Genomic DNA, 24,484 nt, shown 5'->3' with positions numbered 1-24,484 from the left:
TCAGAAACGGATGAGATAGGGGGCGCAAGCCATCCCCGATGGCATTTTTCCCAGCATTATCAAATCTAGGAGGGTTCATATGCCAATGCACCAATCGCGTATTAACAGGCAGCCAGATACTTCCCTACAGCGCCATCCTAACAAAAACAATGCCCAGCCGCAGCCGGCAGGATCGGACCTTATGAATATCCAGCGGACGATCGGCAACAAAGCGGTTGGCAGCATGCTTTCGATTCAGACGAAGATGACGGTCGGACCGGTTGGCGATGCCTATGAGCAGGAAGCGGATCGGGTCGGGAAAGAAGTGGCGGATCATATCGCAGCATCGGAAAGCAGCGGTGCATCGGCTGCCGTGCAGCGCAGCGAAAGCCCAGAAGCGGAAGAGGAAGAGCTGCAGATGAAGCCGTCGTCGGAGACGATCCAGCGGATGGAGGGCGAGGAAGCGGAAGAGGAAGAGCTGCAGATGAAGCCTTCGTCGGAGACGATCCAGCGGATGGAGGGCGCAGAGGCGGAAGAGGAAGAGCTGCAGATGAAGCCTTCGTCGGAGACGATCCAGCGGATGGAGGGCGCAGAGGCGGAGGAGGAAGAGCTGCAGATGAAGCCTTCGTCGGAGACGATCCAGCGGATGGAAGGCGAGGAAGCGGAGGAGGAAGAGCTGCAGATGAAGTCGTCGTCGGAGACGATCCAGCGGATGGAGGGCGAGGAAGCGGAAGAGGAAGAGCTGCAGATGAAGCCTTCGACGGAGACGATCCAGCGGATGGAAGGCGAGGAAGCGGAGGAGGAGGAGCTGCAGATGAAGCCTTCGACGGAGACGATCCAGCGGATGGAGGGCGAGGAAGCGGAAGAGGAAGAGCTGCAGATGAAGCCGTCGTCGGAGACGATCCAGCGGATGGAGGGCGAGGAAGCGGAAGAGGAAGAGCTGCAGATGAAGCCTTCGTCGGAGACGATCCAGCGGATGGAGGGCGCAGAAGCGGAAGAGGAAGAGCTGCAGATGAAGCCTTCGACGGAGACGATCCAGCGGATGGAAGGCGCAGAGGCGGAAGAGCTGCAGATGAAGCCGTCGGACGGCGGAGCGTTTGAGGCGGAGTCCGGCATCGAATCGCAGATTAAAGCCAAGCAGGGCAGCGGCGGCAAAATGGATGCTCACATCCAGGCGAAAATGGAATCGGCTTTCGGGGCGGATTTCAGCAACGTCAATATTCATAACGACTCGGAGTCGTCGAAAATCAATGAATCCTTAGGAGCGGAAGCGTTCGCGACGGGTAATGATGTTTTTTTTCGCGAGGGACGTTATAACCCGGATTCCCGTGAGGGCCAAGAGCTGCTGGGGCATGAGCTCACCCATGTTATTCAACAAAGAGGCGGCAAATAAGCCGTAACGTATGAGCAGCAGGGTTGCGTATACGCCGCCTGTTGCTTTTTTGCATGCAGAACCACTAGCACTTAAAGGAGACACGTTTGATGGCACATATGAGCCAAAATCCATTGAAAAAATCAGCAGGCCGCTCACAACAGACGGCTAGTCCCTCCATCGCATCACAGACCGGCAATATGGTGTCGTCACAAGCGTCTCCGCTAGCAGGGAATTTCTTCATGCAGATGCAGCGGACTGCAGGCAACCGTGCGACGCAGGCATATACGAACCAGTTGATCCAAAGAAACACACCGTCTGCACAAGTTGTAGCCGCACCGGCAACGCAGTCAGCGCCAGCGACGGCCACGCAAGCGGCGGCTGCGCAGTCAGCGCCAGTGGTGGCTACGCAGGCGGCACCAACGGCGGCTGCGCAGTCAGCGCCAGCGGCGGCTGCGCAGGCGGCGCCAGCAGCGGCTACGCAGTCAGCGCCAGCAGCGGCTGTGCAGTCAGCGCCAGCTGCGGCTACGCAGGCGGCGCCAGCAGCGGCAACGCAGGCGGCGCCAGCAGCGGCAACGCAGTCAGCGCCAGCAGCAGCTACGCAGTCAGCGCCAGCAGCAGCTACGCAGTCAGCGCCAGCAGCGGCAGCGGCTGAAGCGCCGGGCTCGACAGTGGAAACAGCTTCCGAGGTTATTTCTGTTTTTAGCGACAGCTTCGGCAATAAGTCGGATGATTTGAAGGATGCCTATGATTCGACCAACGATGCCAGCCTGGCGCAGCAGTCGGCCTCCCATGGTGCGGTTGCATCGACAGCGGACTTGATTGGCGGTCCTTTTCAAATTTTAAGCGCGATTCGGGAAACCCTCTCTATTTCGGAGGATAGCGACCGGACAGGTCATAACAAGCGGTGGAACTACGCAGCCACAGGCTCATCTATGGTCGAAGCCTCGGGGAAAATGGTCAGCGGGTCAGCGGGACTTGTCGATAATGCCGCCAAATCTACGGGGCATGAGGACGGAGTTGGGGCATCTTCATCCGTTAGCGATTACACAGGAACGGTTGGAGAAGCGATCTCTGCTGTGAAAAGCACGATTATGGCGGTTAAAGCCATTTATGATATGTACAGCAAGCATTCCGAGGATGGCGGGCTGGATAACCCGCAGAAGGCCAAGGGCGTTATCGAGATTGTAAGCAATGCGATCCAAGCGGCTCAATCCGGCCTCAAAGTAGCCAAAGGCATCATGGAAATCATGGAGACAAGCACGGCCAGCTTGACCACCGTTATTCCAGGAGTCAGTATCGCTGTCAGCGGTGTGAAAATCGCCATCAAAACCGTCGATGTCATCAAAGCCGGCCTGAACCGATCGGCCATGACTACGTTGAAACGCAGCTTCAAGGACAAGCATGCCGGCGCCTCGTACATCAAAGCTAAGCGATGGTTCCGCAATGCCGGGGTAGATAAAGAGAAGCTCAAACTGCATAAGCAAGCGCTCGAAACCAGAAAAGCGCAGGGCGATGCCCAGGCTGAGCAGGAACTTGAAGAAATCACACAGTACGAGCTTGCCAAGGAAATGAAGAACATCAACGTAAAACGCACGAACCGCGGTGGTCTGCAAATCGGTATCGAGTTGACGAAAATCGCCGGAGATATTGCGACATTGACCGGTGTCGGGGCGCAAGTCGGCACGCCGCTCAAAATCGTAGCGGCAGGCGTCGGAGCCGCTATGCCTGTAGCCCGGTCTTTGAAGCAAGCCGGGCGCGATCGTGCCGCGAGGCCAGGCGCTTGGGGAATCACGAAGGCGGTCTTCAATGCGGATAAATCGACGGGTAAAAAGCTGGAGCGGCGAGGGAAAGATGCGGATCTCATTATGCATATGATTCGGACGCTTCCTGCCTTAACTCCTGCTGCACCGGCAGCACCGGCACCGGCGGTACAAGTGCCGGCAACGCCAGCACCGGCAACAGCAACGCCAGCGACAGCGACAACGACGCCAGCGTCGGCAGCAGCAGCGCCAGCACCAGCAACGGCAGTATCCGCAACGGCAACGGCAGCACCTACAGGGCCAGATCTAGCTGTTCTTGCCCGGTACCAGCAGGTTAGAGACTATGTCGAAGCAGCAGGCGTAAGTTTGCCGGCCCTTGAGAAATTTAAGGGCGATCCGGATAAACTAAGAAGCAGATTGATTGAAGCAATGGGACAAAGAGAGTAGGAGGGCGGTAACGAATGCTGCCAGATCATGTACATGCGCGCCATTTGGCGCAGTTAGGGCTTTTGAAGGAGATTTTGGACGAGACGGGTCTCGCCACTAATTTGTTGGAGAAATCAGACGCAATACCGCTTCACGTGCTGATGGCCGGCTTCCAGGAGGACAAGAAAGGACGGGAACGTTTCCTGCATTTCAGCTTCCTGCCGTTAAACGACGAAGAAATCGCAGCGATCCAAATGCTGCAAATTTACAGCACACTGCCATTCCATCTCCAAGATGACAAACGTGATGAGGTTGCGGCTGTTTTACTGGAGATCAATACAAGGCTGCCGCTCGGCCACTTCGGCATTAATGAGCAAAATGAGCTGCATTACCGTTATGTTTATAGCATTTCGGCTGCACGCTCCTTTGAGAGCGATGAAGTATTGGAGATTCTGAGCTTGTTCGTCTACATGTGCGATATGTTCGCCGATCATGTGGAGTTGGTGGCCAGCGGTGAAGCCGGCAGCGAGCAAGTTGTTCAAGCATTGAGGGGCTAACAGGAAGGGCTGTCCAACATGTAGTGGAATCTACATGTCGGCAGCCCTTTTGTGTTTGGCTACAGCGAAAGGGAAATGGAGTACGCTATTTCCGCTATATCCCGCCTTCCCGCTGTTTAAGCGGAAATACAAGCGCTTATTTGCGGCAGGAACGGCACATTTTGGCCTCAACTAGCTCAATAGCGAATCCTATTTCCCATTCCTTAGGAAAAGTGCTCATAATCAGCTAAATAGCGGCCTGTAGTTCCTCATGAACCCGACCATAGGGCTAACAGGTGATTGGCTACTTCACTCTTTCCTGCAAAAGCTCCACAAGCTGCTTGCCGGGATCTCTCATTTGCCCGCCAGCACCAGCGCCAGCCCCAGGCCCGTTCCCGCCGTTTCTGCCGCCGGGGGCCTTACCGTCCGTCTTGCCTGCGTTTGTGCCAGTACCATTGCCGGCCTCAGTACCGCTTCCGGCGGAGCCGGTTGCACTTGGCGATGCGGACGGCCGCGTCGAAGGCTTTGCTTCGCGATTGCCATTGCCTGGTCCGTTCGCGCCATTCCCTCCGTTGCCTCCGCGATTGGCCATTCGGGTCGCCGCGTCTTCGACGAATTTCTTCTGCGCGTCCGTCAGCTTCTCGAGCAGTTTCGTCTTGTTCTCATCGCTGAGCTCCGATTTGCTCACGATATCCTGTGCAACGGGCAGCATAGCTGTCGCTTGCTCTTTCGTGATGGCGAGTCCGCTCTCTTTATCCATCATGACCAGCGTTTGGAAGGTAGAGAAGAGCTGACGCTGCGCCTGATTCATGGCAGGTCGGTCTGCATTATTTTGCTTGGTGGTGCCTGCTGCAGCTTGCGTACTTGCTTGAGGCTGGGAGGTGCTTGCAGCCACGGGTTGGGATGAGCTTTGGTTTCCGCAGCCGCTGAGCAGCACGGGGATCAGGACGCATAGTCCGGCGATCTGATTCATTTTCATATAGGTATGTAACACTCCTATCCTTGGATTTCATCCCCATTGTAAGCCGCAATTATGAAAATAAAGCGAAAGAAAGCTGAAACGCAGGTAAAAGTTAGCTGAAAAATTGCTGAGTAAAAGGCGCCACGTGTGCTGATGAACTTAAGATGGATTGGGACGAATAGGGAAGCTACTTTAAAAGGAGTGTTACTGACGAGCGGGGATGGGGATGCTGCTGAACTTACAGGAATTCCAGTTGAGGTCGGCCATGAGCTAGTTAAATGCGGAAATATCCGGGGAAATTCCGGTTATGGTTGCCTTCGAGCCAACGTAGTGGGGACGATTTAAAGTGGGCGGAAAGGAGTCCGGCGAGTCTGGATAGGGAAATTCATTGCACGCCGAATAGCAGCAAGCGTAACAGGGATTTCCCCTGTTAAATCGGCTCTTTGCTCCTGCTACCGTGTGATAACTGGAAAACCTCCCGTTAATTTCGCAGAAAATGCCGGATTCGTGCCTCGAGCGCAATTTTTAGCGGGAGAAATTCCAGTTAAGGTCGGGTGCGAGCCAATTAGACGTGGAAATAGCTGGAGGAAATCCAGTTATGGCTGCCTTATGGTTACCATAGCGGGGCCTTATGAATGATCGCCTTATGGTCACCTACGACCCAATCGAGTGTAGCGTAGCTGGAGAAACTCCAATTCGCCCAGTGGGCGGCTGGAGTCATGCAGGTCTGGAATCGGCAGCTCCTAAAATTAAACTTGTTTAACACCGTTCATCGTTAGCTCAGGCATATCGCGTTTCAAAGCATATCTGCGGTTCAGCAAATAGCCGAAGAGCGAGGCCAGCGATTGCTGGAACAGCATCCCGAGGACGACGGGAATCGCTACCGGCGGCGGGAAATAAGCCACAGCAAGCACGGCGCCGGCACTAATGTTGCGCATACCGCTGTTAAATGTAAGCGCCACGACTACGTCCCGGTCCCATCTCATCAGCTTCGCGACCAACCATCCCAGCATGTACCCGAGGGAAGCCAACGCAAGCACAAAAGCGGCCAGGCCGAGCAACCCGGCGTTCAAATCGCGCAGATAAGGCGCAATGACCGAGCTGTTGATGGCGACGACGATGCCCATGCATATTTTGGAGAACGGACCTAGACGGCCGCTCCACTTCTCCTTAATGCCGCCTTGCGTCCATTGATTCAACAGCATGCCCAGCAAGGAGGGGACGACGATCATGAAGAACAGCCCTTTCATCATAGCGAGAGAATCCATCTGCACTTTGGTGCCGACGAGCGCGGATAAGGTGTAAGGACGACAAAAGGCGATAGAACAGTATCCACAAGAATGATGGATAAGGTGAGCACAATATTACCGCGATAGATAGCTACCCACACGAAGCTCGTGATCCCGGTCGGAATAGCTGCGGCAAGGATGAGTCCCGTAATGGTCAGCGGTTCGTTACTGTACACGGCATGGCCAAGGCCTAGTGCGATCAACGGCATCCCCACATGCAGAACAATTAGTGTAACGATCAACGGGAGGGGCTGTGTGACCACCTTAACGAATTCCCGGAAGCTGGAGCTAATGCTGCCCGAGAATGTCATGAAGGCGAAGAGCCAAGGGGATAAGTAAGTGAATCCCGACAAATGACTGCCCAACAGGACACCGATAAGAACGCTGATTGGCGTGATGAGGGGCATGATTTTTTCTAATTTCCGATTCAATTGTGGCAGCATCTGGGTGAACATCCTTCCTGAAGTAACACATGATAGAAGTCCGAGTTAAGCATTCTCCCCATTATAAAAGCAATTTGCAGGAGTGACTAGGATAAATGTGGTGGAAATTTTTTTATTTCCAAGCGCTGGATACCGTGTTATGATAAATGACAACTGAATACCAATGTATCCCTAGGGGCGCCGTAAGGCTGAGACAGAGCAATCTGAACCCTTTGAACCTGAACTGGGTCATACCAGCGGAGGAAAGTGGAAACCGGACTTTGACGCCACATCTGTGCATGTGATTTATGCGGCTACCTGCAACCACTTTTCTTTGGAAAAGTGGTTTTTTTGCGTCTTGTACGCCCATGAGGGATGCGGCTGCATGAAAAATTACATGGCAAGGAGGCGGATTTCACCATGTCCGGGCACGAATTGCACGTCATCTCCAACGACAGGCTGGCATGGAGCGAGCTGGCGGCAATTGCCGCTAAGATTCATCCGTATGTCACGGCTATCCATATTCGAGAAAAAAAGAAGCCCATGGATGAAATTTTCATTGGTCTACAGTACTTGCTGGACCAAGGGGTGCCAGCGCAGCGGCTATGCGTTAACGGGTTTCCTTGGATGGCGGCGGCTGCCGGGCTCGGCGCGCTGCATATGCCGGAGAGCTCGCCGCCGTTCCCGGCGATTCGCGAAAGCTGCGGCGGCGGTTGGAAGCGAGCCGGCATATCCGTCCATAGCGCAGAGGAAGCGGTTAAACGGGAGCGCGAAGGTGCGGATTACGTGCTCTTCGGCCATATGTATGCGACGAATTCGAAGCCGGGCCTGCCGCCTAGAGGGCTTGAACAGCTGCGTGAGCTTGCCGCTCAAGTGAAGATTCCCGTTATCGCAATCGGCGGCATCACGCCTGAGCGTACACGGGAGGTGTTGGATGCCGGAGCCTCCGGTATTGCGGTGATGAGCGGCATTTGGGAGGCGGCGGATCCCGTGGCTGCAGTAAATGCGTACCAACATGAATTGCAACGTGATGAAAATAGAGGTGAGCTGAATGCAGCATACAAGTAGCGTCATTATTGTCGGCGGCGGTGTTATCGGCGCTTCCATCGCCTATTATTTGGCGAAGCGCGGCCGGTCCGTCACGCTGCTGGAACGGGGCAGGCTCGGGACGGAGGCTTCGGCCGCCGCAGCCGGCATGCTCGGCGCGCAGTCCGAGATGGAGGATACGGGCCCTCTTTTCAGACTGGCCCGCGTGAGCAGGGCGATGTTCCCGCAGCTGAGCGAGGAACTGAGAAGCCTCACGGACATCGACATCGGCCTCGTCCGCGAAGGACTGCTGAACGTTGCGCTCAGCGACGTTCAGGAAGAGGAGCTGCGCGCCAGAGCGAAGCTTCAGCGCGCAGCAGGCCAAAGAGCGGAGTGGCTGAGCGCAGCGGCAGCCGCAGAGCTCGAACCCGCGCTGAGCAGATCGACGCGCGGAGCCCTGTACCTGCCGGATGACGGGCAGGTGGAGGCGCCGAAGCTGGCGGCGGCGTTCGCGCAGGCAGCGCGGGCACTCGGGGCGAAGCTGCGGGAGTTCGCCCAAGTGCAAGGGCTGCTGACGGAGCGGGGGCGTGTCGTCGGGGTTATGACAAGCGAGGGCCCGCTGCACAGTGAGCAAGTCGTCGTGGCAGCAGGAACGTGGAGCGGTCACCTGCTTGCTGGCATCGGGGTCGATCTGCCGGTATATCCCGTGAAAGGGGAATGCTTCTCGGTGCTGGCCGGGAAGCGGGAACTGCACAAGACCCTGTTCACGACGGGCTGTTATATCGTGCCCAAAGCCGGAGGGCGCTTGCTGGTCGGCGCGACCGTGGTACCGAACAGCTACGACCGCAAGGTGTCGCTGGCCGGGCTCGCCGATCTCATGGAGCGAGCCCGGGGGCTGATGCCGGCGATCTCCGCTGCGGAGTGGGAGACGGCTTGGTCCGGTCTGCGGCCCCAGACCCCCGACGGACTGCCGTACATCGGCCGAGTGCCGCAGTACGAAGGGCTGTATGCGGCTTGCGGCCATTACCGCAACGGTATTTTGCTCAGCCCGGCTACCGGGCAAGCGATGGCGCAGCTGATGAGCGGCGAAGCGGATGCTGCGGTTGGGACCGAGGCTAACGCAGAGGATGCAGCCTTACAGGCGGATCTGAACGCGTTCAGCCCGGAGCGGGCCGGCGGCCGATTACAAGGAAAGGAGCTGCAAAGCCTTGAAACTGCACATTAACGGTCAACATGTGGAGGTTCCCGATGCGATCCGAACGGTCGAGGAGCTGCTTGCCCATTTTGAGCTGCAGGACAAAATGCTCGTTGTGGAGCATAACCGGAACATTTTAGAAAAAGTAGATCACAGGAAAGCGGAGCTTTCCGAAGGCCATCAAATCGAAATCGTCCATTTTGTCGGAGGGGGATAATTTTAACCATGTTAAAAATCGGTCCATATGAATTTCGTTCAAGACTTTTGCTAGGTACCGGCAAATTCCCGGATTTCCATATACAGAAGCAGGCCGTTGATGTGAGCGAGTCGCAGATTCTGACGTTTGCGGTGCGGCGGATGAATATTTTTGAGGCGAGTCAGCCGAATTTCCTATCCATGCTGGATGTGTCGAATTTCACACTGCTGCCGAACACAGCCGGGGCCAAAACGGCGGAGGAAGCGGTGCGCATCGCGAAGCTCGCCAAAGCTTCCGGTCTCTGCGACATGATTAAAGTCGAGGTCATCGGTGATGAAATGACGCTGCTGCCGGACCCGGTCGAAACGTTAAAAGCTTCCGAGATGCTGCTGGAGGAAGGCTTCATCGTACTGCCATATACGTCGGATGACGTGCTGCTTGCGAAGCGCCTGCAGGCGCTCGGGGTGCATGCCATCATGCCCGGTGCATCGCCGATCGGCACAGGTCAAGGGATTATTAATCCCCTTAACCTTAGCTTCATTATCGAGCAGGCGACAGTGCCCGTCATCGTCGATGCCGGCATCGGCGCGCCGTCGGACGCTGCGCTCGCGATGGAGATGGGAGCGGACGGCGTGCTGCTGAATACGGCGGTCTCCGGCGCGAAGGATCCGGTCAAAATGGCGTATGCCATGAAGCTTGCCATTGAGGCTGGCCGTGCGGGCTTCGAAGCGGGGCGCATTCCGAAGAAGCGGTATGCTTCGGCGAGCTCGCCGATGGAGGGTTTGAGCCGCGTTTAATGGGATTCCGAGCGGGGGCGGACACTGGTTTGGGATTGAGCGTGTGGGAGAGTTGGAAGAGCGGAGCGGAGAACCGGAGAACCGGAGAACCGGAGAACCGGAGAATCGGAGGGGCCGGGAAGTCGGGAAGCCGAAAGAGCTGGCTCTATTCCCGGAACTGTAACGGACACCAGAGCCTTTATTTGGGGGGAAATGACCTGGGATTGGAGCTAACGGACACCAGTGCCGTTAATTGGCGGATTCATAGCTGAATCAAGCGTGGAATGAGTGAATAGGGGCTCTGTGGTCCGTTAGAATCTCAAAACGCAGCAAAATCGCGAAATAAAGTCTGCTGAGTCCGTTAGACTGAGGTTAGACCGAGGTAAGACAAGAACAAGGCTAGATTAGAGCTAGATTAGATCTAGATTAGATCTAGATTAGAGCTAGACCAGATCTAGACCAAAGTTAGACCAGATCTAGACCAAAGCTAGCCCAAAGCTAGCCCAAAGCTAGCCCAAAGCTAGCCCAAAGCTAGCCCAGATCTAGACCAAAGTTAGACCAGATCTAGACCAAAGCTAGCCCAAAGCTAGACCAGATCTGGACCAGATCTAGACCAGAGTTAGACCGAAGCTGGATCAGATCTAGACCAGATCTAGACCAGATCTAGACCAGATCTTGACCAAAGCTGGACCAGATCTAGACCAGATCTAGACCAGATCTGGACCTAAAGCTAGAACTTACCGAACTTTGACGGGGACCTGTACATGACAGTCGAAAGGGGGATTGCGAAATGTCCATATCAAAAGCGCTGACGATCGCAGGGTCGGACAGCGGCGGGGGAGCCGGGATTCAAGCGGATTTGAAGACGTTTCAGGAGCTTGGCGTTTACGGAATGTCGGTCATCACCGCAGTGACCGCACAGAACACGCTGGGCGTACAGGGCGTGTACCCGATGAGCGTGGAAGCGGTTGAGCGGCAGCTTGCCTCGATCGGCGCGGACTTGCGTCCGGACGCTCTCAAGACAGGGATGCTGTTCTCCTCCGAAATCATCCGGGTTGTCGCCGCAGCGATTACCGGATATAAGTGGGGGCGGGTCGTGGTCGACCCGGTGATGATTGCCAAAGGCGGGGCCTCCTTGCTTCAGCAAGAGGCGGTGGAGGCGATGATCGAACATTTGCTGCCGCTCGCCGACGTGATCACGCCGAACATCCCTGAAGCGGAGGCGCTCAGCGGGATACGCATTACGGACGACGGAACGCGTCGGCAGGCGGCGAAGCGCATCTATGCATACGGTTGCAAGCACGTCATGATCAAAGGCGGCCACGCAGCGGATCCGGAGCATGCGACCGATTTGTTGTACGACGGGAAATCGTTCACGGAGTTTTCTTCCCGTCGTCTGGATACGGTGCATACGCACGGAACGGGCTGCACGTTCGCGGCAGCCGTCACATCCGGGCTGGCGCAGGGGTTAGCCGCTCAGGATGCGTTGCGCATTGCCAAGCATTTCATCCATTCGGCGATTGCGGAGCCGCTGAACATCGGCAGCGGTCACGGCCCGACGAATCATTGGGCTTATCAGCGCAGCAGAAGACAGGGCTCGGCAGGCTCGCCGGACGCCATTGTTGTAAGCAGCGGCGCTTACACGGGAGGGACGCGATGAACAGCGAGCAACTGCGCAAGGCGCTGCAATTGTATTTGGTGATGGGCAGCCCCAATTGCAACGGGGCAGACCCCTACACCGTGCTGGAGGAAGCGATTGCCGGCGGCATCACGATGTTTCAGTTCCGCGAGAAAGGCGCCGGCGCCCTGCAAGGGCGAGCGCTGCTCGAGCTGGGCGCGAGGCTGCGCGGCTTATGCGCGCAGCACGGGATCCCTTTCATCGTGAACGACGATGAAAGGCTGGCTCTAGAGCTGGAGGCCGACGGCATTCACGTCGGCCAAGAGGATGTTCCAGCCGCCGCTCTGCGGCAGCGGCTGAAGCATTGGATCGTGGGCGTGTCGGCTCACGATCCGGCAGAGGCGCAGTCGGCGCTGGCCTCAGGCGCCGACTATCTGGGCGTAGGCCCCCAATACGCCACGCGCACGAAGCTCGATGCGCGTGATGTCCGGGGGCCCGCCATGATAGCCCGGATACGCGAGAGCGGTATCCGGCTGCCTTTGGTCGGCATCGGGGGCATCGATGCCGCGAACGCCGCGCCCGTCATCCGCGCAGGGGCGGACGGGGTCGCGGTAGTGAGTGCGATCGCCGGCGCAAGATCGCCCCGCGAAGCGGCGGCGGAGTTGGCGCGCACGCTGATTTCATTAAGCTAGTACGGCTATCACCGATCGCTGTTCGGCGCACGATGCGCTACAGCTCCCAAGCAAGACGGCACGCCCTAGAGGGTTAGTGGCAGATGCACTTGGGAACGCATTTCAAACACACGAAGGAGGTAATCATGTGACAACAAGCAATTCAGTCAGTCCAGTGAAAGACGTTCAGGTTTCAACGTTTCCAGGCAGTAAAAAGGTGTACGTACAAGGCTCCAGACCGGATATTCAAGTTCCGGTAAGAGAGATAACGCTAGGGACATCTACGAATATTCAGGGGGAAGAAGTGGCGAACGAACCCGTGCATGTGTACGATACGAGCGGGATTTACACCGATACGGAGCGGCAGACGAACATCCGCCAAGGACTTCCGCCCAATCGCTTGGCTTGGATCGAAGAGCGCGGCGATGTGGAAGCTTACGAAGGGCGCGAGGTGAAGCCGGAGGATAACGGCCTTTCATCCCCGGATGCGCGAGGGGCGGCGGAGGTGTTCCCCGGTTTGCAGCGGAAGCCGCTGCGGGCCAAACCAGGCTGCAATGTCACGCAAATGCATTACGCCCGCCGAGGCATCGTTACGCCGGAGATGGAGTATATTGCGATCCGGGAGAATCTCGACGCGGAGTTCGTGCGTAAGGAAGTTGCTCAGGGGCGTGCGATCATTCCTTCCAACATCAACCATCCGGAAAGCGAGCCGATGATCATCGGGCGCAACTTCCTGGTGAAAATCAACGCCAACATCGGAAATTCCGCCGTCGCTTCTTCGATTGAAGAAGAGGTTGAGAAAATGACATGGGCAACCCGCTGGGGCGCAGACACGATCATGGATCTATCGACCGGCAAAAACATACATACGACGCGCGAATGGATCATTCGCAACTCGCCCGTTCCGGTGGGCACCGTGCCGCTGTACCAAGCGCTTGAGAAAGTGAACGGCAAAGCCGAAGACCTCACATGGGAAGTTTACCGCGATACATTGATCGAGCAGGCGGAGCAAGGGGTCAGCTATTTCACCATTCATGCCGGCGTACTGCTGCGCTATATTCCGATGACCGCTAAGCGGGTCACGGGCATCGTTTCCCGGGGCGGCTCGATCATGGCAGCCTGGTGCTTGGCTCACCACAAGGAGAACTTCCTGTACACCCATTTCGAAGATATTTGCGAAATTATGAAAGCTTACGACGTCGCCTTCTCCCTCGGAGACGGTTTGCGCCCCGGGTCGATCGCCGACGCGAACGACGAGGCGCAGTTCGCCGAGCTGGAGACGCTCGGTGAACTGACCAAAATCGCTTGGAAGCACGACGTCCAAGTGATGATCGAAGGACCGGGACACGTGCCGATGCACCTGATTAAGGAAAACATGGACCGTCAGCTGGAAGTGTGCGATGAAGCGCCGTTCTACACGCTGGGACCGCTGACGACGGATATTGCGCCGGGTTACGACCATATCACCTCCGCCATCGGGGCGGCGATGATCGGCTGGTTCGGTACGGCGATGCTGTGCTACGTGACCCCGAAGGAGCATCTCGGCCTCCCGAACAAGGAGGACGTCCGCGTAGGGGTCGTCACCTACAAGATCGCCGCGCATGCCGCCGATCTGGCCAAAGGGCATCCGGGCGCGCAAATCCGCGATAATGCGCTGTCGAAGGCGCGCTTTGAGTTCCGCTGGCGCGACCAGTTCAATCTGTCTCTCGATCCGGAACGGGCGATGGAGTATCATGATGAGACGCTGCCGGCCGAAGGCGCCAAAACCGCGCACTTCTGCTCCATGTGCGGACCGAAGTTCTGCTCCATGCGGATCACGCAGGATATCCGGCAGTACGCGCATGCGAACGGTCTGGATGAAGAAGTTGCGGTGAGCAGTGGGATGGAGGAGAAGTCCCAGCAGTTCCGCGAGGCGGGGAGTAAACTTTATAGTTAAAAATTACGGGACGTTTTCCACCTTTCTTGGTGACAGAAACGTCCCTTTTTGCTACCATATAGAGTAAAGCTTAACTTCGGTAATTCGTTAACGCGTTGAAACATTTAAGCGGGGAGGATGTCTATGAGCCTTGCAGAAACCGCAATTGACATGATTTCTTTTTCGCATTATGATACGGTTAAAAAGATTTGACCGTCGTTTAATTAATCTCGTTAAGAGATTAGAGTTGACCATCGCGCTTGATTTTACGGCTGTAATGGTACATTAGAGGGAGGTCGAGTCCAAGATGAAGCTGCAACCGGTTTATATCATTGAAGAGCTTGAACAACTAAAAACGATAAGTGATCCACTTCGCGCCAAGGTGCTGCTTTATCTGATCGAGAAAGCGTATACCGGCCAACAATTGGCTAAACTGTTAGGAATGGCGCGCGCCAAAGTTCATTATCATTTGAATGAGCTGGAAAAGCATGGCTTAATTTCGGTCGTACGTACGGAACTCAAAAACGGTATCGTGCAAAAATTTTACCGCGCCGTCGCGCGTGGCTTTGTGCCTAGCGAAGCGCTGCTCCCCTATGTTTCCGAAGTAGAGAATTACTACCGCGAGACGACGCTCAACGTGCTTGCCCGCGCAAGGCTTCGGGCGATCGCCGCACCGGAGGAGGCTTTCCAGATTCCTTCCTCGGACCGTGCGCAATGGCACCGGATGTCGACCCAGTTGGAAGTGAAGATGAGCAAGGAGAAGTTCGCGGAATGGCTGACGAAGTTCAGGGCATTAATTTTTGAATTGGACGGTCAGCAGGAGGAGAACGGTGAATGGTTCTATTTGACCACGGTTGGGTTTCAAATCAACGAACCATCATTTGCGGTGGATGAAGAAGAGGAGAGATAAGGATGCTAGACCCAAGACTAACCAAATTGGCTGATGTGCTCGTGAATTATTCCGTTAAAGCGAAGCCGGGGGAAAATATTTTGATCGAAGCTTACGGCATCGATAACGCTCTGGTGAAGGAACTGGTGAAAAAAGTTCATGCCGCAGGCGCGCATCCTTTCGTCAACCTGCGCGATCATGCGGTGATCCGCCAGCTCGTGATGGAAGGAACGGAGGCCCAAATGCAGACTTGGGCGGAAATCGACGCTTTCCAAATGAAGCAAATGCAAGGCTACATAGGTGTGCGCGGCGGAGCTAACATTTACGAGCTGTCGGACATTCCGGCGGACCGGATGAAGCTCTATAATTCAATTTATTATCAACAAGTGCATTTTGATGTTCGTATAAAAGATACAAGATGGGTCGTTCTGCGTTACCCGACTTCTTCGATGGCACAGCTCGCCAGCATGAGCACGGATGCTTTCGAGGAGTTCTACTTCAACGTATGTACGATGGACTACGGCAAAATGTCCAAAGCGATGGACGCTTTGAAAGAACTGATGGATCGCACGGACAAAGTGCGTTTGGTCGGTCCCGGAACGGATCTTACGTTCTCGATCAAAGGCATCGGCGGCGTCAAATGCGACGGCGAGCTGAACATTCCGGACGGCGAGGTATACTCGGCACCGGTGCGCGATTCGGTGAACGGGGTTATTTCCTTTAATACGCCGACGCCGCATGACGGTTTTATTTTCGAGAATATCGTCTTGGAATTTGAAAACGGCAAAATCATTAAAGCGACGGCCAACGATACGGATCGTATTAATGAGATTTTCGATATGGATGAAGGCGCGCGTTATGTCGGGGAATTCGCCATCGGCGTGAACCCGTACATTCAGCATCCGATGAAAGATACGCTGTTCGATGAGAAAATCGATGGCAGCTTCCATTTCACGCCAGGCAACTGCTATGACGATGCTTACAATGGCAACAAGTCTTCGCTGCACTGGGATATCGTGAACATCCAGCGTCCGGAATACGGCGGCGGGGAGATCTGGTTTGACGACGTGTTGATTCGGAAGGACGGACTTTTCGTGCTGCCGGAGCTGCTTCAGTTGAACCCGGAGAATTTGAAGTAATCCGCTTGTTAGGCTAGGGCTGAGGCTCCTATGAACCTGCTTTTTGCAGGGGAATGGGGGTCTTTTTTTGCATGTGCGCTTGGTGACTGGTGCGCTATGGAGGAGCAGATGCTGGTCAAGTTGGAGCTGGTTAGAGCAGATCCTGTACTAGCGGGAGCGAACCTGGCAGGAAAGAGCAGAACCTGTCCGAGCGTGAAGCGGACCTGGCAGGAAAGAGCGGATCCTGACCCAGCAGAAGCAGCCCCGCCTAAAGGCATGCGTAACTGGAATTTCTCCTGTTATTTCAGCGAAATGACGTTCCCGCAGACGCGACAACTGGAAAATCTCCTGTTAATTCGGCCAAAAGTGACCAAACTGGCGCCTTGTTCGATTTTTTAACTGGAGAAATTCCTGTTATTACGTCTCAAGAGCCAGTTGAGAGCTGGAATAACGGGAGTTTTTCCATTTATTGCGCCTTCATGGACACCGAGTTCGGCAAGCAGGTCCGGCTCCGACCGGTCATGATCTAATCCCTCATAAAAAAATGCCCGCAGCCATAAATGGCCGGGGCAGCACAACCTATTGTCAGACCCGCCGCTGCTGCGCTTGGTATTGGCGCGGAGGGAGGCCGACGGCTTTCTTGAACGTGCGGATGAAGTTGGAGTAGTCGTTGAAGCCGGCAAGCTGGCATGTATCGGTGACCGTCGAGCCTTCCCGGAGCAATTGCTTCGCTTTATTAATGCGTTTAAATAAAATATGCTCGTGAATGGTGCTTCCCGTATGTTTTTTGAATAATCGGCAAAGATAGGAGCGATTCATGAATACGACATGCTCCAGCACTTCCAGCGACAAGTCCCCGTCTAAATTTTCGTCGATATACGTGAAGAGGGCGGAAAGTTTGTCGGGAATAATCGTCTGCTCCTCTTGTTTGCCCTGATTAAGGAAAATCCGGTTGATAAATACAAGCAGCTCGATGAACGCGGCCACGAAGAGGATATCGGAGCCGGGCAGCGCCTGAGGCCGGGTATATTGCTCCATGCGCTCGTAAATTTTCATAATGTCGTCGATCTGCTGCGGATTCAGCCGCATCCGGTTCTGCTCGCCGAACTTGCGGTTATTGAAGCAGTGCAGCAGGTCGAACTGCGAAGAGTTCAAACGGTCGAGCAGCGCTGGCGTAAAGTGGATGACGCAATTCTCGTAGCGCTGTTTCTTGGATTGAAAGTTAGGCCGGTGCAGCTCATTGCTATGCATGATCAGGAGGTCGCCATACTGCAGGTGGTAGACCTGCTTTTCGATGAAATAGTGGACATCCCCGGTCAGGAAAAAATAAATTTCATACTGATCGTGGTGCTGATGAAAGTCCATCGGATGAGGCTCGTTCGTCACAGTATGCCGGAAATTGATCATGCGATGCAGATTGTGATATAGATCTTGCATGAGAGGTTCTCCTCTATTAACTCAGTCAATATTAGCAAACTTTCGCCCAATTAATGCAATGAATACGTTTTTATTATACTGCAAAATAAAGAAGAGATAAACAAACAAGCTGTTTGAAGCGAAATTGTGAGAATGATGATCAATACTCTAAGGAGGATTCAATATGAAGTTGTCTATTTTTACCGTATCTACACCGGATTTGACACCTGAAGAGCTGGCCAAAGCCGCTGTGGCAGCCGGGATTGAAGGAATCGAGTGGCGTTTCAAGGACGTTCCTGCGGAATTGAAAGGCGAGAAGCCTTCTTTCTGGAGAAACAATCTGTGCTCCATCGATCCAAGCGCTTCCGACGAGGAGCTGGAGCGTTTTAAACAGATCTCCCTCAGCAATAACCTGGTGAACTTGAGCGTGACGCCTTATTTGAACAACTGTAATGTCGAAGAGACGGAAGTAGCGTTCAAAGCGGCGAAAAAAGTAGGAGCTTCTTTCATCCGCTGCGGTGTGCCTAACTACGATAAAAGCGTGAATTATAACGATTTGTTTGCTAAGGCTACGGACTATCTGCACCACGTGCAGGAGTTTTCCCAGCAATATGGCATCAAAGCTTTGGCCGAAATCCACCATAATACGATTACACCTAGCGCAGGGCTTGTCCACCGTCTGGTGTCCCAATTCAACCCGGATCATATCGGGGTTCTGCACGATGCAGGCAACATGGTTCACGAAGGCTTCGAGAACTACCGGATGGGCCTTGAGCTGTTAGGGCCGTACCTGGCACATGTGCATGTGAAGAATGCGCAATGGGTACCGACAGGCGAAACGCAGGACGGCATTAAGCTGTGGAAAAGCGAGTGGTCCCCGATCGATGAAGGTATGGTGAACTGGAAGCAGCTGCTGGCTGATTTGAAAGCGGTCGGCTACGACGGCTATATCGGTATCGAGGATTTCAGCAACCAATACGGATCGCAAGAGATGCTGACCAACTTCGCTACGAAGGTAAGACAGTGGTTGGCGTAGGAAGCAAACGGGGTTCATGACGAAGCCTCGCTGAGCCACACCCTCGGGTGGGACTAAGCGAGGCTTCGTGCTGCGTAGTGAGCTGGGTGTTCGGCCATCTTGACAGGGGGCAAATCCACGTGTGACAATAAGAGCAGGTATACTTCATATTTACAAAAAAACGAAAAAAGCGAGTGAGCGCGATGAGGGATCGGCGGAAGCAGGATACCGGACAATCGCATAGAACCCTCTTTTTTAAAAAGGGACCGTATGGAAGAGAACATCTTCCGTACGGTCCCTTTCTTTTGTTAAAGCGAGAAAGGAGTCTGATCGGACATGGCGATGGTATATAAGGAAAAGCAGCAGCAGGATGACGGGGGCGGCATGAATCCTGTCTGTTTGGATGGCGAGCGGCTGACGGCGGATCAGGTAGCCGCGGTTGCTTGGGAAGGCGCGCCGGTGGTGCTGGCGGAAGATGCGGTGAGACGTGTGGCGCAATGCCGCCAGGTGGTGGAGGAGCTGGTTGCGTCAGGTCAGGTGGTGTACGGCGTCACGACGGGCTTCGGCAAGTTCAGCGACGTGCACATATCCCCGCAGGACGCCTTACGGCTGCAGCTGAACTTGATTCGCAGCCATGCGTGCGCGGTGGGCAGGCCGCTGCCGGAACCGGCCGTGCGGGCATTGATGCTGCTGCGGGCGAATGCGCTGGCCAAAGGGTACTCCGGCATTCGCCCGGAAACGCTGCAGCTGCTCGTTGACTGCATCAACAGCGGCGTGCATCCGGTCGTGCCGGAGCAGGGTTCGCTGGGCGCAAGCGGGGACTTGGCGCCGCTGTCCCATCTGGCCCTCGTGCTGATGGGCGAGGGCGAGGCCTTCTACCATGGGCAGCGTCTGCCGGGCGCTCTTGCGCTTGTCCAAGCAGGGCTGAAGCCGATTACCCTGCAGGCGAAAGAAGGGCTGGCCTTAATCAACGGCACGCAGATTATGACCTCCATCGGCACGCTGGCGTTGGTCCGGGCGGAACGCCTCGCCCGGATGGCCGATGTGATCGCGGCGATGACGGTAGAGTGCTTGCGCGGCATCCCGGATGCATACGCAGACGAAGTGCAGCGCGTGCGCCCTTATCCGGAGCAGATCGGGGTCGCGCGCAATCTGCGCACGCTGCTGCAGGGCAGCAAGCTGACGACGCGGCAGGGCGAGCTCCGCGTGCAGGATGCGTACTCCTTGCGCTGCCTGCCGCAGGTACACGGCGCGACGCGCCAAGTTCTTGGGTATGCAGGCGATAAAATCGCCATAGAGATTAATGCAGCGACAGATAATCCGCTATTATTCGCCGAACAGGGGCTCGTGATTTCCGGGGGGAATTTCCACGGGCAGCCGATCGCTTTCGCCATGGATTTCCTGAAAATCGGCATGAGCGAGCTGGCCAATATTTCGGAGCGGCGCACGGAACGGCTCGTGAATCCTGCACTGTCCGGCGGCTTGCCGGCATTTCTGAGCCATGATCCCGGCATCGGCTCGGGCATGATGATTACGCAATATGTCAGCGCCTCGCTCGTTTCGGAGAATAAGGTTCTTGCTCATCCCGCAAGCGTAGACTCAATCCCTTCCTCGGCGAACCAGGAAGACCATGTGTCCATGGGAACCACATCGGCGCGCCATGCCGCACAAGTGATCGAGAACGTGTCCAAGGTGCTCGCGATTGAACTGATCTGCGCCGCAGAAGCAGCTGAGTTCCGCGGGGCGGAGGGGCTGGCGCCGGCTACTCGTGCGCTGTATGAAAAGGTTCGGGCGGTTGTCCCTGCGGTCACGCAGGACCGGTCGACCTCCCAAGATATTGAGAATGTCGCTTCCGCGCTCTTGGAAGGGAAATGGCTGCAAGCGGTTGAGGCGGTAACCGGTTCGTTATTTTAAATCGAAGGAGATGGTGGGATGACAGGCGCAAACGAACATGGACAGAGAGCAGTCCGCGCACCGCGCGGCACCGAGCTTTCTTGCAAGGGGTGGGTGCAGGAGGCGGCGCTGCGCATGCTGATGAATAATCTCGACCCGGAGGTGGCGGAGCGTCCGGAAGATCTAGTGGTCTATGGCGGCATCGGCAAAGCGGCGCGCAATTGGCCGGCATATGACGCGATTGTGCGGGAGCTTCGGCGTCTGGCAGACGACGAAACGCTGCTCATTCAATCCGGCAAGCCCGTCGGCGTATTCAAAACCCACACGCGCGCACCGCGGGTGCTGCTGTCCAACTCGGTGCTCGTGCCCAAATGGGCGAATTGGGAGCATTTCCGTGAGCTGGAAGCGAAGGGGCTTATGATGTACGGACAAATGACGGCGGGCAGCTGGATCTACATCGGTACGCAGGGCATTCTGCAGGGAACCTACGAGACCTTCGCCGAGGCGGCCAGGCAGCATGCGGGAGGAACGCTCAAGGGTACGCTGACCTTGACGGCGGGCTTAGGGGGCATGGGCGGCGCCCAACCGCTGGCGGTCACGATGAATGAAGGCGTCGTGATTGCGGTCGAGGCCGACCGTTCGCGCATCGAGCGCCGTATCCAGACACGGTACTGCGACGTGCTGGCCGAATCGTTGGACGAGGCGCTGCAGCTTGCGGAAGAAGCGATGCAGGCTGGGAAGCCTCTGTCCATCGGGCTTCTCGGCAATGCGGCGGAGGTGTACCCGGAGGTCGTGCGGCGCGGGGTGAAGCCGCAATTCGTAACGGATCAGACGTCGGCGCACGATCCGCTCATCGGGTACATTCCCTCGGGCTTCACGCCGGAGGAGGCGGCTAAGCTGCGGGCGAGCGATCCCGAGCAGTATGTGCTTTTATCCAAGCAAAGCATTGCCGGCCATGTGCAAGCGATGCTCGATATGCAGCAGATGGGCTCCGTTGTATTCGACTACGGGAACAATATCCGTCAAGTCGCTTATGACGAAGGCGTCTCCGGAGCCTTTGATTTTCCCGGCTTCGTCCCAGCCTATATTCGCCCGCTCTTCTGCGAGGGCAAAGGGCCGTTTCGCTGGGCGGCGCTTTCCGGCGATCCGGAGGATATCCGCAAGACCGATGAGCTGGTGTTGAAGCTTTTCCCGGACAATGCGCACCTGCATCGTTGGATCCGGATGGCCGGAGAACGCGTCGCCTTCCAAGGGCTTCCGGCCCGCATATGCTGGCTCGGCTACGGCGAGCGAGAGAAGTTCGGGCTCGCTCTCAACGAGATGGTGCGCAGCGGAGAGCTGAAAGCACCGATCGTCATCGGCCGCGACCATCTGGATTGCGGCTCCGTCGCCTCGCCGAACCGGGAGACAGAGGCGATGAAGGATGGCTCCGACGCCGTGGGCGATTGGGCGATTTTGAACGCGTTGATCAACACGTCGGCCGGAGCCTCATGGGTATCGGTCCATCATGGCGGCGGCGTGGGCATGGGCTATTCGCTGCATGCGGGCATGGTTGTGGTCGCAGACGGAACGGATGCAGCGGCAGAGCGGCTGAGCTGCGTACTGACGTCAGACCCCGGCATGGGTGTCATCCGCCATGTCGATGCAGGATATGACGAGGCGGTGAAGACGGCGGAGAAGCATGGCATTCGCATCCCGATGAGCGAGCAAGGCTAGGAAGGAGGCTTACGATGGAACGGATTGATCTGCTTATCACAGGCATCGGGCGCTTGGTCACACCGCCGGGCAATGCGCCGCGTTGCGGACAGACGATGAAGGAAATACGTGAGATCGAAGATGCGGCAATTGCCATACGCCAAGGGCGTATCGCATGGTTCGGCCCAGCCCAAGAGGTTTGGCAGAGCCTTGAAGGGGTCGCCATTGCCGAGACGATCGATGCCGGCGGGCGCTTGGTCACTCCCGGCCTCGTCGACCCCCATACGCATCTGGTGCACGGAGGCTCGCGTGAGCACGAGCTGGCGCTGAAACGGTCCGGCGTGCCTTATTTGGATATTTTGGCGCAGGGCGGGGGCATTCTGAGTACCGTGAAAGTTACCCGGGCTGCCGGCGAGAGTGAACTGTACCACAAGGCGCGGCGCAGCCTCGATGAGATGCTGCTGAACGGAGTCACAACCGTTGAAGCGAAGAGCGGATATGGCCTTACCGTGGAGGATGAGATGAAGCAATTGCGCGTTGCGCAGCGCTTGCGGAGCTCGCATCCCGTCGACGTGGTGCCGACCTTCATGGGAGCGCATGCCGTCCCGCCCGAGTTCAAAGGGCGGACCGAAGCGTTCGTGGACCACATCGTGGAGGATATGCTCCCACAGGTAGCGGAAGCGGGGCTTGCGGAGTTCTGCGATGTGTTTTGCGAGGAGGGCGTTTTCTCGGTGGATCAGTCACGCCGGATACTGACGGCCGCCCTGCGGCTTGGACTGCGTGCCAAAATCCATGCCGACGAAATTGTCCCGCTCGGCGGAGCCGAGCTCGCCGCCGAGGTGGGAGCGATATCTGCCGAGCACTTGCTCGTCGCTACAGACCAAGGGCTTGCGGCGCTTCGGGCAAGCGGTGTCGTGCCGGTGCTGCTGCCGGGTACTTCGTTCAATCTCGGGTTGCTTTCGCACGCGCGTGCACGTGACATGATCGACACTTACGGGCTGCCGGTGGCTCTGTCCACAGACTATAACCCTGGCTCTTGTCCGACCGAGTCGATCCAACTCATTATGATGCTGGCGTCGCTTAACTTGAAAATGACCCCAGAGGAAATCATAACCGCCTGCACCCTCAACGCAGCGAATGCGTTGGGCCGCGGTGACGAGATCGGCTCCATCGAGATCGGCAAAAGAGCGGATCTCGCCATCTTCGACGCACCGAATATCGCCTATTTGCCGTACCATTTCGGTATTAATCACACGTTCGGCGTTGTGAAGAACGGAAAAGTCGTCGTGTGGAACCGTTCGCTGACGGATAAGGAGGCGGTAGAATGAGCCAGGACATTCCCTATCTCCGGGCGCCCGACCAAGCCGCCTTCCGCGATCGGATGGAGACGAAAGTCGCTCATTGGCTCCGCCAGTGGGACGGCAGCGAGCCGCTGCTTGCCGGCATCATCGGCGTTCCGCTCTCGAAGTCGTCGATCTCCCACTCCGGCGCTTCCGCGACGCCGGCCTCCATACGGGCGGCGTTCAAATCTTTCACGACGTACTCGTTGGAGTACGGAGTCGATTTGCAGGATTTGGCCGTCCGGGATTTTGGCGACATCCAGATGCATGTCACCGACATCGCAGAATGCCACCGCCGCATCGAGGAAAGCCTGCGCGCGCTGTATCGGAAGCAGCCTGCGCTGATCCCGATCATCGTCGGCGGCGATCATTCGACGAGCTGTCCGTCGCTCAAAGCTTTCGCAGACCGCTATCCCGGGCGCAATGTCGGTATCATCCACTTTGACGCACACCATGATGTGCGCAATTTCGAGGATGGCGGGGCGACGAACGGCACGCCGTTTCGGGGCATTCTGGAGTCAGGTGTCGTGCAAGGCCGGCACATCGTACAGATTGGCATTCGCGGGTTCATGAACTCGAAGCCGTACCACGAGTATGTGATAAACCAAGGCGTGCATGTCTTCACCTCACGGGATGTCAGACGCATGGGCATCGATGCCGTGCTGGACCAAGCGCTTGCGCTTGCCGGACAGGAGACGGATGCGCTCTATGTGAGCTTCGACGTGGACGTCATCGATCAGGCTTATGCGCCTGGCTGTCCCGCCATCGGCACCGGGGGCATGCATCCGTGGGATGCCATGGATGCGCTGCACCGACTTGGAGCGCTGCCGCAAGTACAAGGGCTGGATATGGTCTGCATCGATCCGACCGTCGATGTGCGGAATGTCACTTCACGGCTTGCGGTGCAGTTCATGCTCAGCTTTTTGGCCGGCGTTGCCCTGCGTCCGGTGTAGGAAAGAGGCACCTGCCAGAT

The 24,484-nt window shown here is 56.4% G+C and carries 20 protein-coding genes, 1 pseudogene and 1 riboswitch; of the genes and pseudogenes, 18 read left to right on the top strand and 3 right to left on the bottom strand.

From position 1 onward, the window contains the following. The first annotated feature begins 79 nt into the window (after nt 1–79). From PUT07_RS07160 to PUT07_RS07150, 3 genes are all read left to right on the top strand, one after another. Nucleotides 80–1,372, top strand: a complete 1,293-nt coding sequence (locus PUT07_RS07160) for an eCIS core domain-containing protein (RefSeq protein ID WP_274467135.1) — start codon at nt 80–82, stop codon at nt 1,370–1,372. A gap of 89 nt (nt 1,373–1,461) precedes the next feature. Continuing rightward, on the top strand, nt 1,462–3,561 hold the full coding sequence (locus PUT07_RS07155) for a hypothetical protein (protein ID WP_274467134.1): 2,100 nt from the start codon (nt 1,462–1,464) through the stop codon (nt 3,559–3,561). Nucleotides 3,562–3,575: 14 nt separating this feature from the next. Beyond that, nucleotides 3,576–4,097 carry a YbjN domain-containing protein gene (locus PUT07_RS07150; protein WP_274467133.1) on the top strand — a complete coding sequence of 174 codons (522 nt, stop codon included), beginning with the start codon at nt 3,576–3,578 and terminating at the stop codon, nt 4,095–4,097. Between the two features lie 283 nt (nt 4,098–4,380). On the opposite strand, the gene PUT07_RS07145 is transcribed toward PUT07_RS07150, so the two are convergent. Beyond that, nucleotides 4,381–5,055 carry a hypothetical protein gene (locus PUT07_RS07145; RefSeq protein ID WP_274467132.1) on the bottom strand — a complete coding sequence of 225 codons (675 nt, stop codon included), beginning with the start codon at nt 5,053–5,055 and terminating at the stop codon, nt 4,381–4,383. Between the two features lie 731 nt (nt 5,056–5,786). Continuing rightward, a pseudogene (locus PUT07_RS07140) lies at nt 5,787–6,769 on the bottom strand (bile acid:sodium symporter family protein). A gap of 163 nt (nt 6,770–6,932) precedes the next feature. Continuing rightward, a riboswitch (TPP riboswitch) is annotated at nt 6,933–7,031 on the top strand. Nucleotides 7,032–7,168: 137 nt separating this feature from the next. On the opposite strand from PUT07_RS07140, the gene PUT07_RS07135 reads away from it, so the two are divergent. The 10 genes from PUT07_RS07135 to PUT07_RS07090 all read left to right on the top strand — a co-directional run bounded on the left by PUT07_RS07135 (nt 7,169) and on the right by PUT07_RS07090 (nt 16,551). Further along, entirely contained in the window at nt 7,169–7,816 is a 648-nt protein-coding gene (locus tag PUT07_RS07135) for a thiamine phosphate synthase (protein WP_274467131.1), read from the top strand. Beyond that, entirely contained in the window at nt 7,800–8,999 is a 1,200-nt protein-coding gene (gene thiO / locus PUT07_RS07130) for a glycine oxidase ThiO (RefSeq protein WP_274467130.1), read from the top strand. The genes PUT07_RS07135 and thiO overlap by 17 nt, the downstream gene beginning before the upstream one ends. Next, nucleotides 8,983–9,186, top strand: coding sequence for a sulfur carrier protein ThiS (thiS, locus tag PUT07_RS07125; protein WP_274467128.1), 204 nt, complete (start codon nt 8,983–8,985; stop codon nt 9,184–9,186). Before thiO ends, thiS begins: the two co-directional genes overlap by 17 nt. Nucleotides 9,187–9,194: 8 nt before the next feature. Further along, complete coding sequence (locus PUT07_RS07120; protein WP_274467127.1) at nt 9,195–9,962, top strand: thiazole synthase; 768 nt, start codon at nt 9,195–9,197, stop codon at nt 9,960–9,962. A 769-nt stretch (nt 9,963–10,731) separates the two neighbouring features. Beyond that, the gene (gene thiD, locus PUT07_RS07115; RefSeq protein WP_274467126.1) at nt 10,732–11,601 is read left to right on the top strand and encodes a bifunctional hydroxymethylpyrimidine kinase/phosphomethylpyrimidine kinase; all 870 of its coding nucleotides are present in this window, start codon (nt 10,732–10,734) and stop codon (nt 11,599–11,601) included. Continuing rightward, nucleotides 11,598–12,251, top strand: a complete 654-nt coding sequence (gene thiE, locus PUT07_RS07110) for a thiamine phosphate synthase (protein ID WP_274467125.1) — start codon at nt 11,598–11,600, stop codon at nt 12,249–12,251. Before thiD ends, thiE begins: the two co-directional genes overlap by 4 nt. A gap of 127 nt (nt 12,252–12,378) precedes the next feature. Beyond that, nucleotides 12,379–14,166 carry a phosphomethylpyrimidine synthase ThiC gene (thiC, locus tag PUT07_RS07105; RefSeq protein WP_274467124.1) on the top strand — a complete coding sequence of 596 codons (1,788 nt, stop codon included), beginning with the start codon at nt 12,379–12,381 and terminating at the stop codon, nt 14,164–14,166. Between the two features lie 286 nt (nt 14,167–14,452). Then, complete coding sequence (locus PUT07_RS07100; RefSeq protein WP_274467123.1) at nt 14,453–15,055, top strand: ArsR/SmtB family transcription factor; 603 nt, start codon at nt 14,453–14,455, stop codon at nt 15,053–15,055. 2 nt (nt 15,056–15,057) lie between these two features. Next, nucleotides 15,058–16,173 carry an aminopeptidase gene (locus PUT07_RS07095; protein ID WP_274467122.1) on the top strand — a complete coding sequence of 372 codons (1,116 nt, stop codon included), beginning with the start codon at nt 15,058–15,060 and terminating at the stop codon, nt 16,171–16,173. A gap of 96 nt (nt 16,174–16,269) precedes the next feature. Continuing rightward, nucleotides 16,270–16,551, top strand: a complete 282-nt coding sequence (locus tag PUT07_RS07090; RefSeq protein WP_274467121.1) for a hypothetical protein — start codon at nt 16,270–16,272, stop codon at nt 16,549–16,551. A 186-nt stretch (nt 16,552–16,737) separates the two neighbouring features. On the opposite strand, the gene PUT07_RS07085 is transcribed toward PUT07_RS07090, so the two are convergent. After that, nucleotides 16,738–17,589, bottom strand: coding sequence for an AraC family transcriptional regulator (locus tag PUT07_RS07085; protein ID WP_274467120.1), 852 nt, complete (start codon nt 17,587–17,589; stop codon nt 16,738–16,740). A gap of 163 nt (nt 17,590–17,752) precedes the next feature. Here PUT07_RS07085 and PUT07_RS07080 point away from each other — a divergent pair, with 163 nt between their 5' ends. The 5 genes from PUT07_RS07080 (at nt 17,753) to hutG (ending at nt 24,464) form a co-directional block, all read left to right on the top strand. After that, on the top strand, nt 17,753–18,604 hold the full coding sequence (locus PUT07_RS07080; RefSeq protein WP_274467119.1) for a sugar phosphate isomerase/epimerase family protein: 852 nt from the start codon (nt 17,753–17,755) through the stop codon (nt 18,602–18,604). Nucleotides 18,605–18,925: 321 nt separating this feature from the next. Then, complete coding sequence (hutH, locus tag PUT07_RS07075; protein WP_274467500.1) at nt 18,926–20,497, top strand: histidine ammonia-lyase; 1,572 nt, start codon at nt 18,926–18,928, stop codon at nt 20,495–20,497. An 18-nt stretch (nt 20,498–20,515) separates the two neighbouring features. After that, nucleotides 20,516–22,192, top strand: coding sequence for a urocanate hydratase (hutU, locus tag PUT07_RS07070; protein ID WP_274467118.1), 1,677 nt, complete (start codon nt 20,516–20,518; stop codon nt 22,190–22,192). Between the two features lie 14 nt (nt 22,193–22,206). Continuing rightward, nucleotides 22,207–23,499, top strand: a complete 1,293-nt coding sequence (gene hutI / locus PUT07_RS07065) for an imidazolonepropionase (protein ID WP_274467117.1) — start codon at nt 22,207–22,209, stop codon at nt 23,497–23,499. Then, nucleotides 23,496–24,464, top strand: a complete 969-nt coding sequence (hutG, locus tag PUT07_RS07060; RefSeq protein WP_274467116.1) for a formimidoylglutamase — start codon at nt 23,496–23,498, stop codon at nt 24,462–24,464. The genes hutI and hutG overlap by 4 nt, the downstream gene beginning before the upstream one ends. The last annotated feature ends 20 nt before the right edge of the window (nt 24,465–24,484 follow it).

Source organism: Paenibacillus sp. MAHUQ-63, from assembly GCF_028765165.1.
In the GTDB taxonomy this organism is placed as follows: Bacteria; Bacillota; Bacilli; order Paenibacillales; family NBRC-103111; genus Paenibacillus_E.
Note: the sequence above shows the minus strand (reverse complement) of the source record. Positions and strands in the feature narration are given on the sequence as shown.

What these genes read in the sequence shown, in the direction of transcription:
- PUT07_RS07155 (WP_274467134.1), top strand. Translation starts at nt 1,462, where the DNA reads ATGGCACATATGAGCCAAAATCCATTGAAAAAATCAGCAGGCCGCTCA.
- PUT07_RS07100 (WP_274467123.1), top strand. Translation starts at nt 14,453, where the DNA reads ATGAAGCTGCAACCGGTTTATATCATTGAAGAGCTTGAACAACTAAAA.
- thiO (WP_274467130.1), top strand. Translation starts at nt 7,800, where the DNA reads ATGCAGCATACAAGTAGCGTCATTATTGTCGGCGGCGGTGTTATCGGC.
- PUT07_RS07145 (WP_274467132.1), bottom strand. Translation starts at nt 5,055, where the DNA reads ATGAAAATGAATCAGATCGCCGGACTATGCGTCCTGATCCCCGTGCTG.
- hutH (WP_274467500.1), top strand. Translation starts at nt 18,926, where the DNA reads ATGGTATATAAGGAAAAGCAGCAGCAGGATGACGGGGGCGGCATGAAT.
- hutG (WP_274467116.1), top strand. Translation starts at nt 23,496, where the DNA reads ATGAGCCAGGACATTCCCTATCTCCGGGCGCCCGACCAAGCCGCCTTC.
- PUT07_RS07160 (WP_274467135.1), top strand. Translation starts at nt 80, where the DNA reads ATGCCAATGCACCAATCGCGTATTAACAGGCAGCCAGATACTTCCCTA.
- PUT07_RS07135 (WP_274467131.1), top strand. Translation starts at nt 7,169, where the DNA reads ATGTCCGGGCACGAATTGCACGTCATCTCCAACGACAGGCTGGCATGG.
- thiD (WP_274467126.1), top strand. Translation starts at nt 10,732, where the DNA reads ATGTCCATATCAAAAGCGCTGACGATCGCAGGGTCGGACAGCGGCGGG.
- PUT07_RS07080 (WP_274467119.1), top strand. Translation starts at nt 17,753, where the DNA reads ATGAAGTTGTCTATTTTTACCGTATCTACACCGGATTTGACACCTGAA.
- hutU (WP_274467118.1), top strand. Translation starts at nt 20,516, where the DNA reads ATGACAGGCGCAAACGAACATGGACAGAGAGCAGTCCGCGCACCGCGC.
- PUT07_RS07150 (WP_274467133.1), top strand. Translation starts at nt 3,576, where the DNA reads ATGCTGCCAGATCATGTACATGCGCGCCATTTGGCGCAGTTAGGGCTT.
- hutI (WP_274467117.1), top strand. Translation starts at nt 22,207, where the DNA reads ATGGAACGGATTGATCTGCTTATCACAGGCATCGGGCGCTTGGTCACA.
- thiE (WP_274467125.1), top strand. Translation starts at nt 11,598, where the DNA reads ATGAACAGCGAGCAACTGCGCAAGGCGCTGCAATTGTATTTGGTGATG.
- PUT07_RS07085 (WP_274467120.1), bottom strand. Translation starts at nt 17,589, where the DNA reads ATGCAAGATCTATATCACAATCTGCATCGCATGATCAATTTCCGGCAT.
- PUT07_RS07095 (WP_274467122.1), top strand. Translation starts at nt 15,058, where the DNA reads ATGCTAGACCCAAGACTAACCAAATTGGCTGATGTGCTCGTGAATTAT.
- PUT07_RS07120 (WP_274467127.1), top strand. Translation starts at nt 9,195, where the DNA reads ATGTTAAAAATCGGTCCATATGAATTTCGTTCAAGACTTTTGCTAGGT.
- PUT07_RS07090 (WP_274467121.1), top strand. Translation starts at nt 16,270, where the DNA reads ATGGAGGAGCAGATGCTGGTCAAGTTGGAGCTGGTTAGAGCAGATCCT.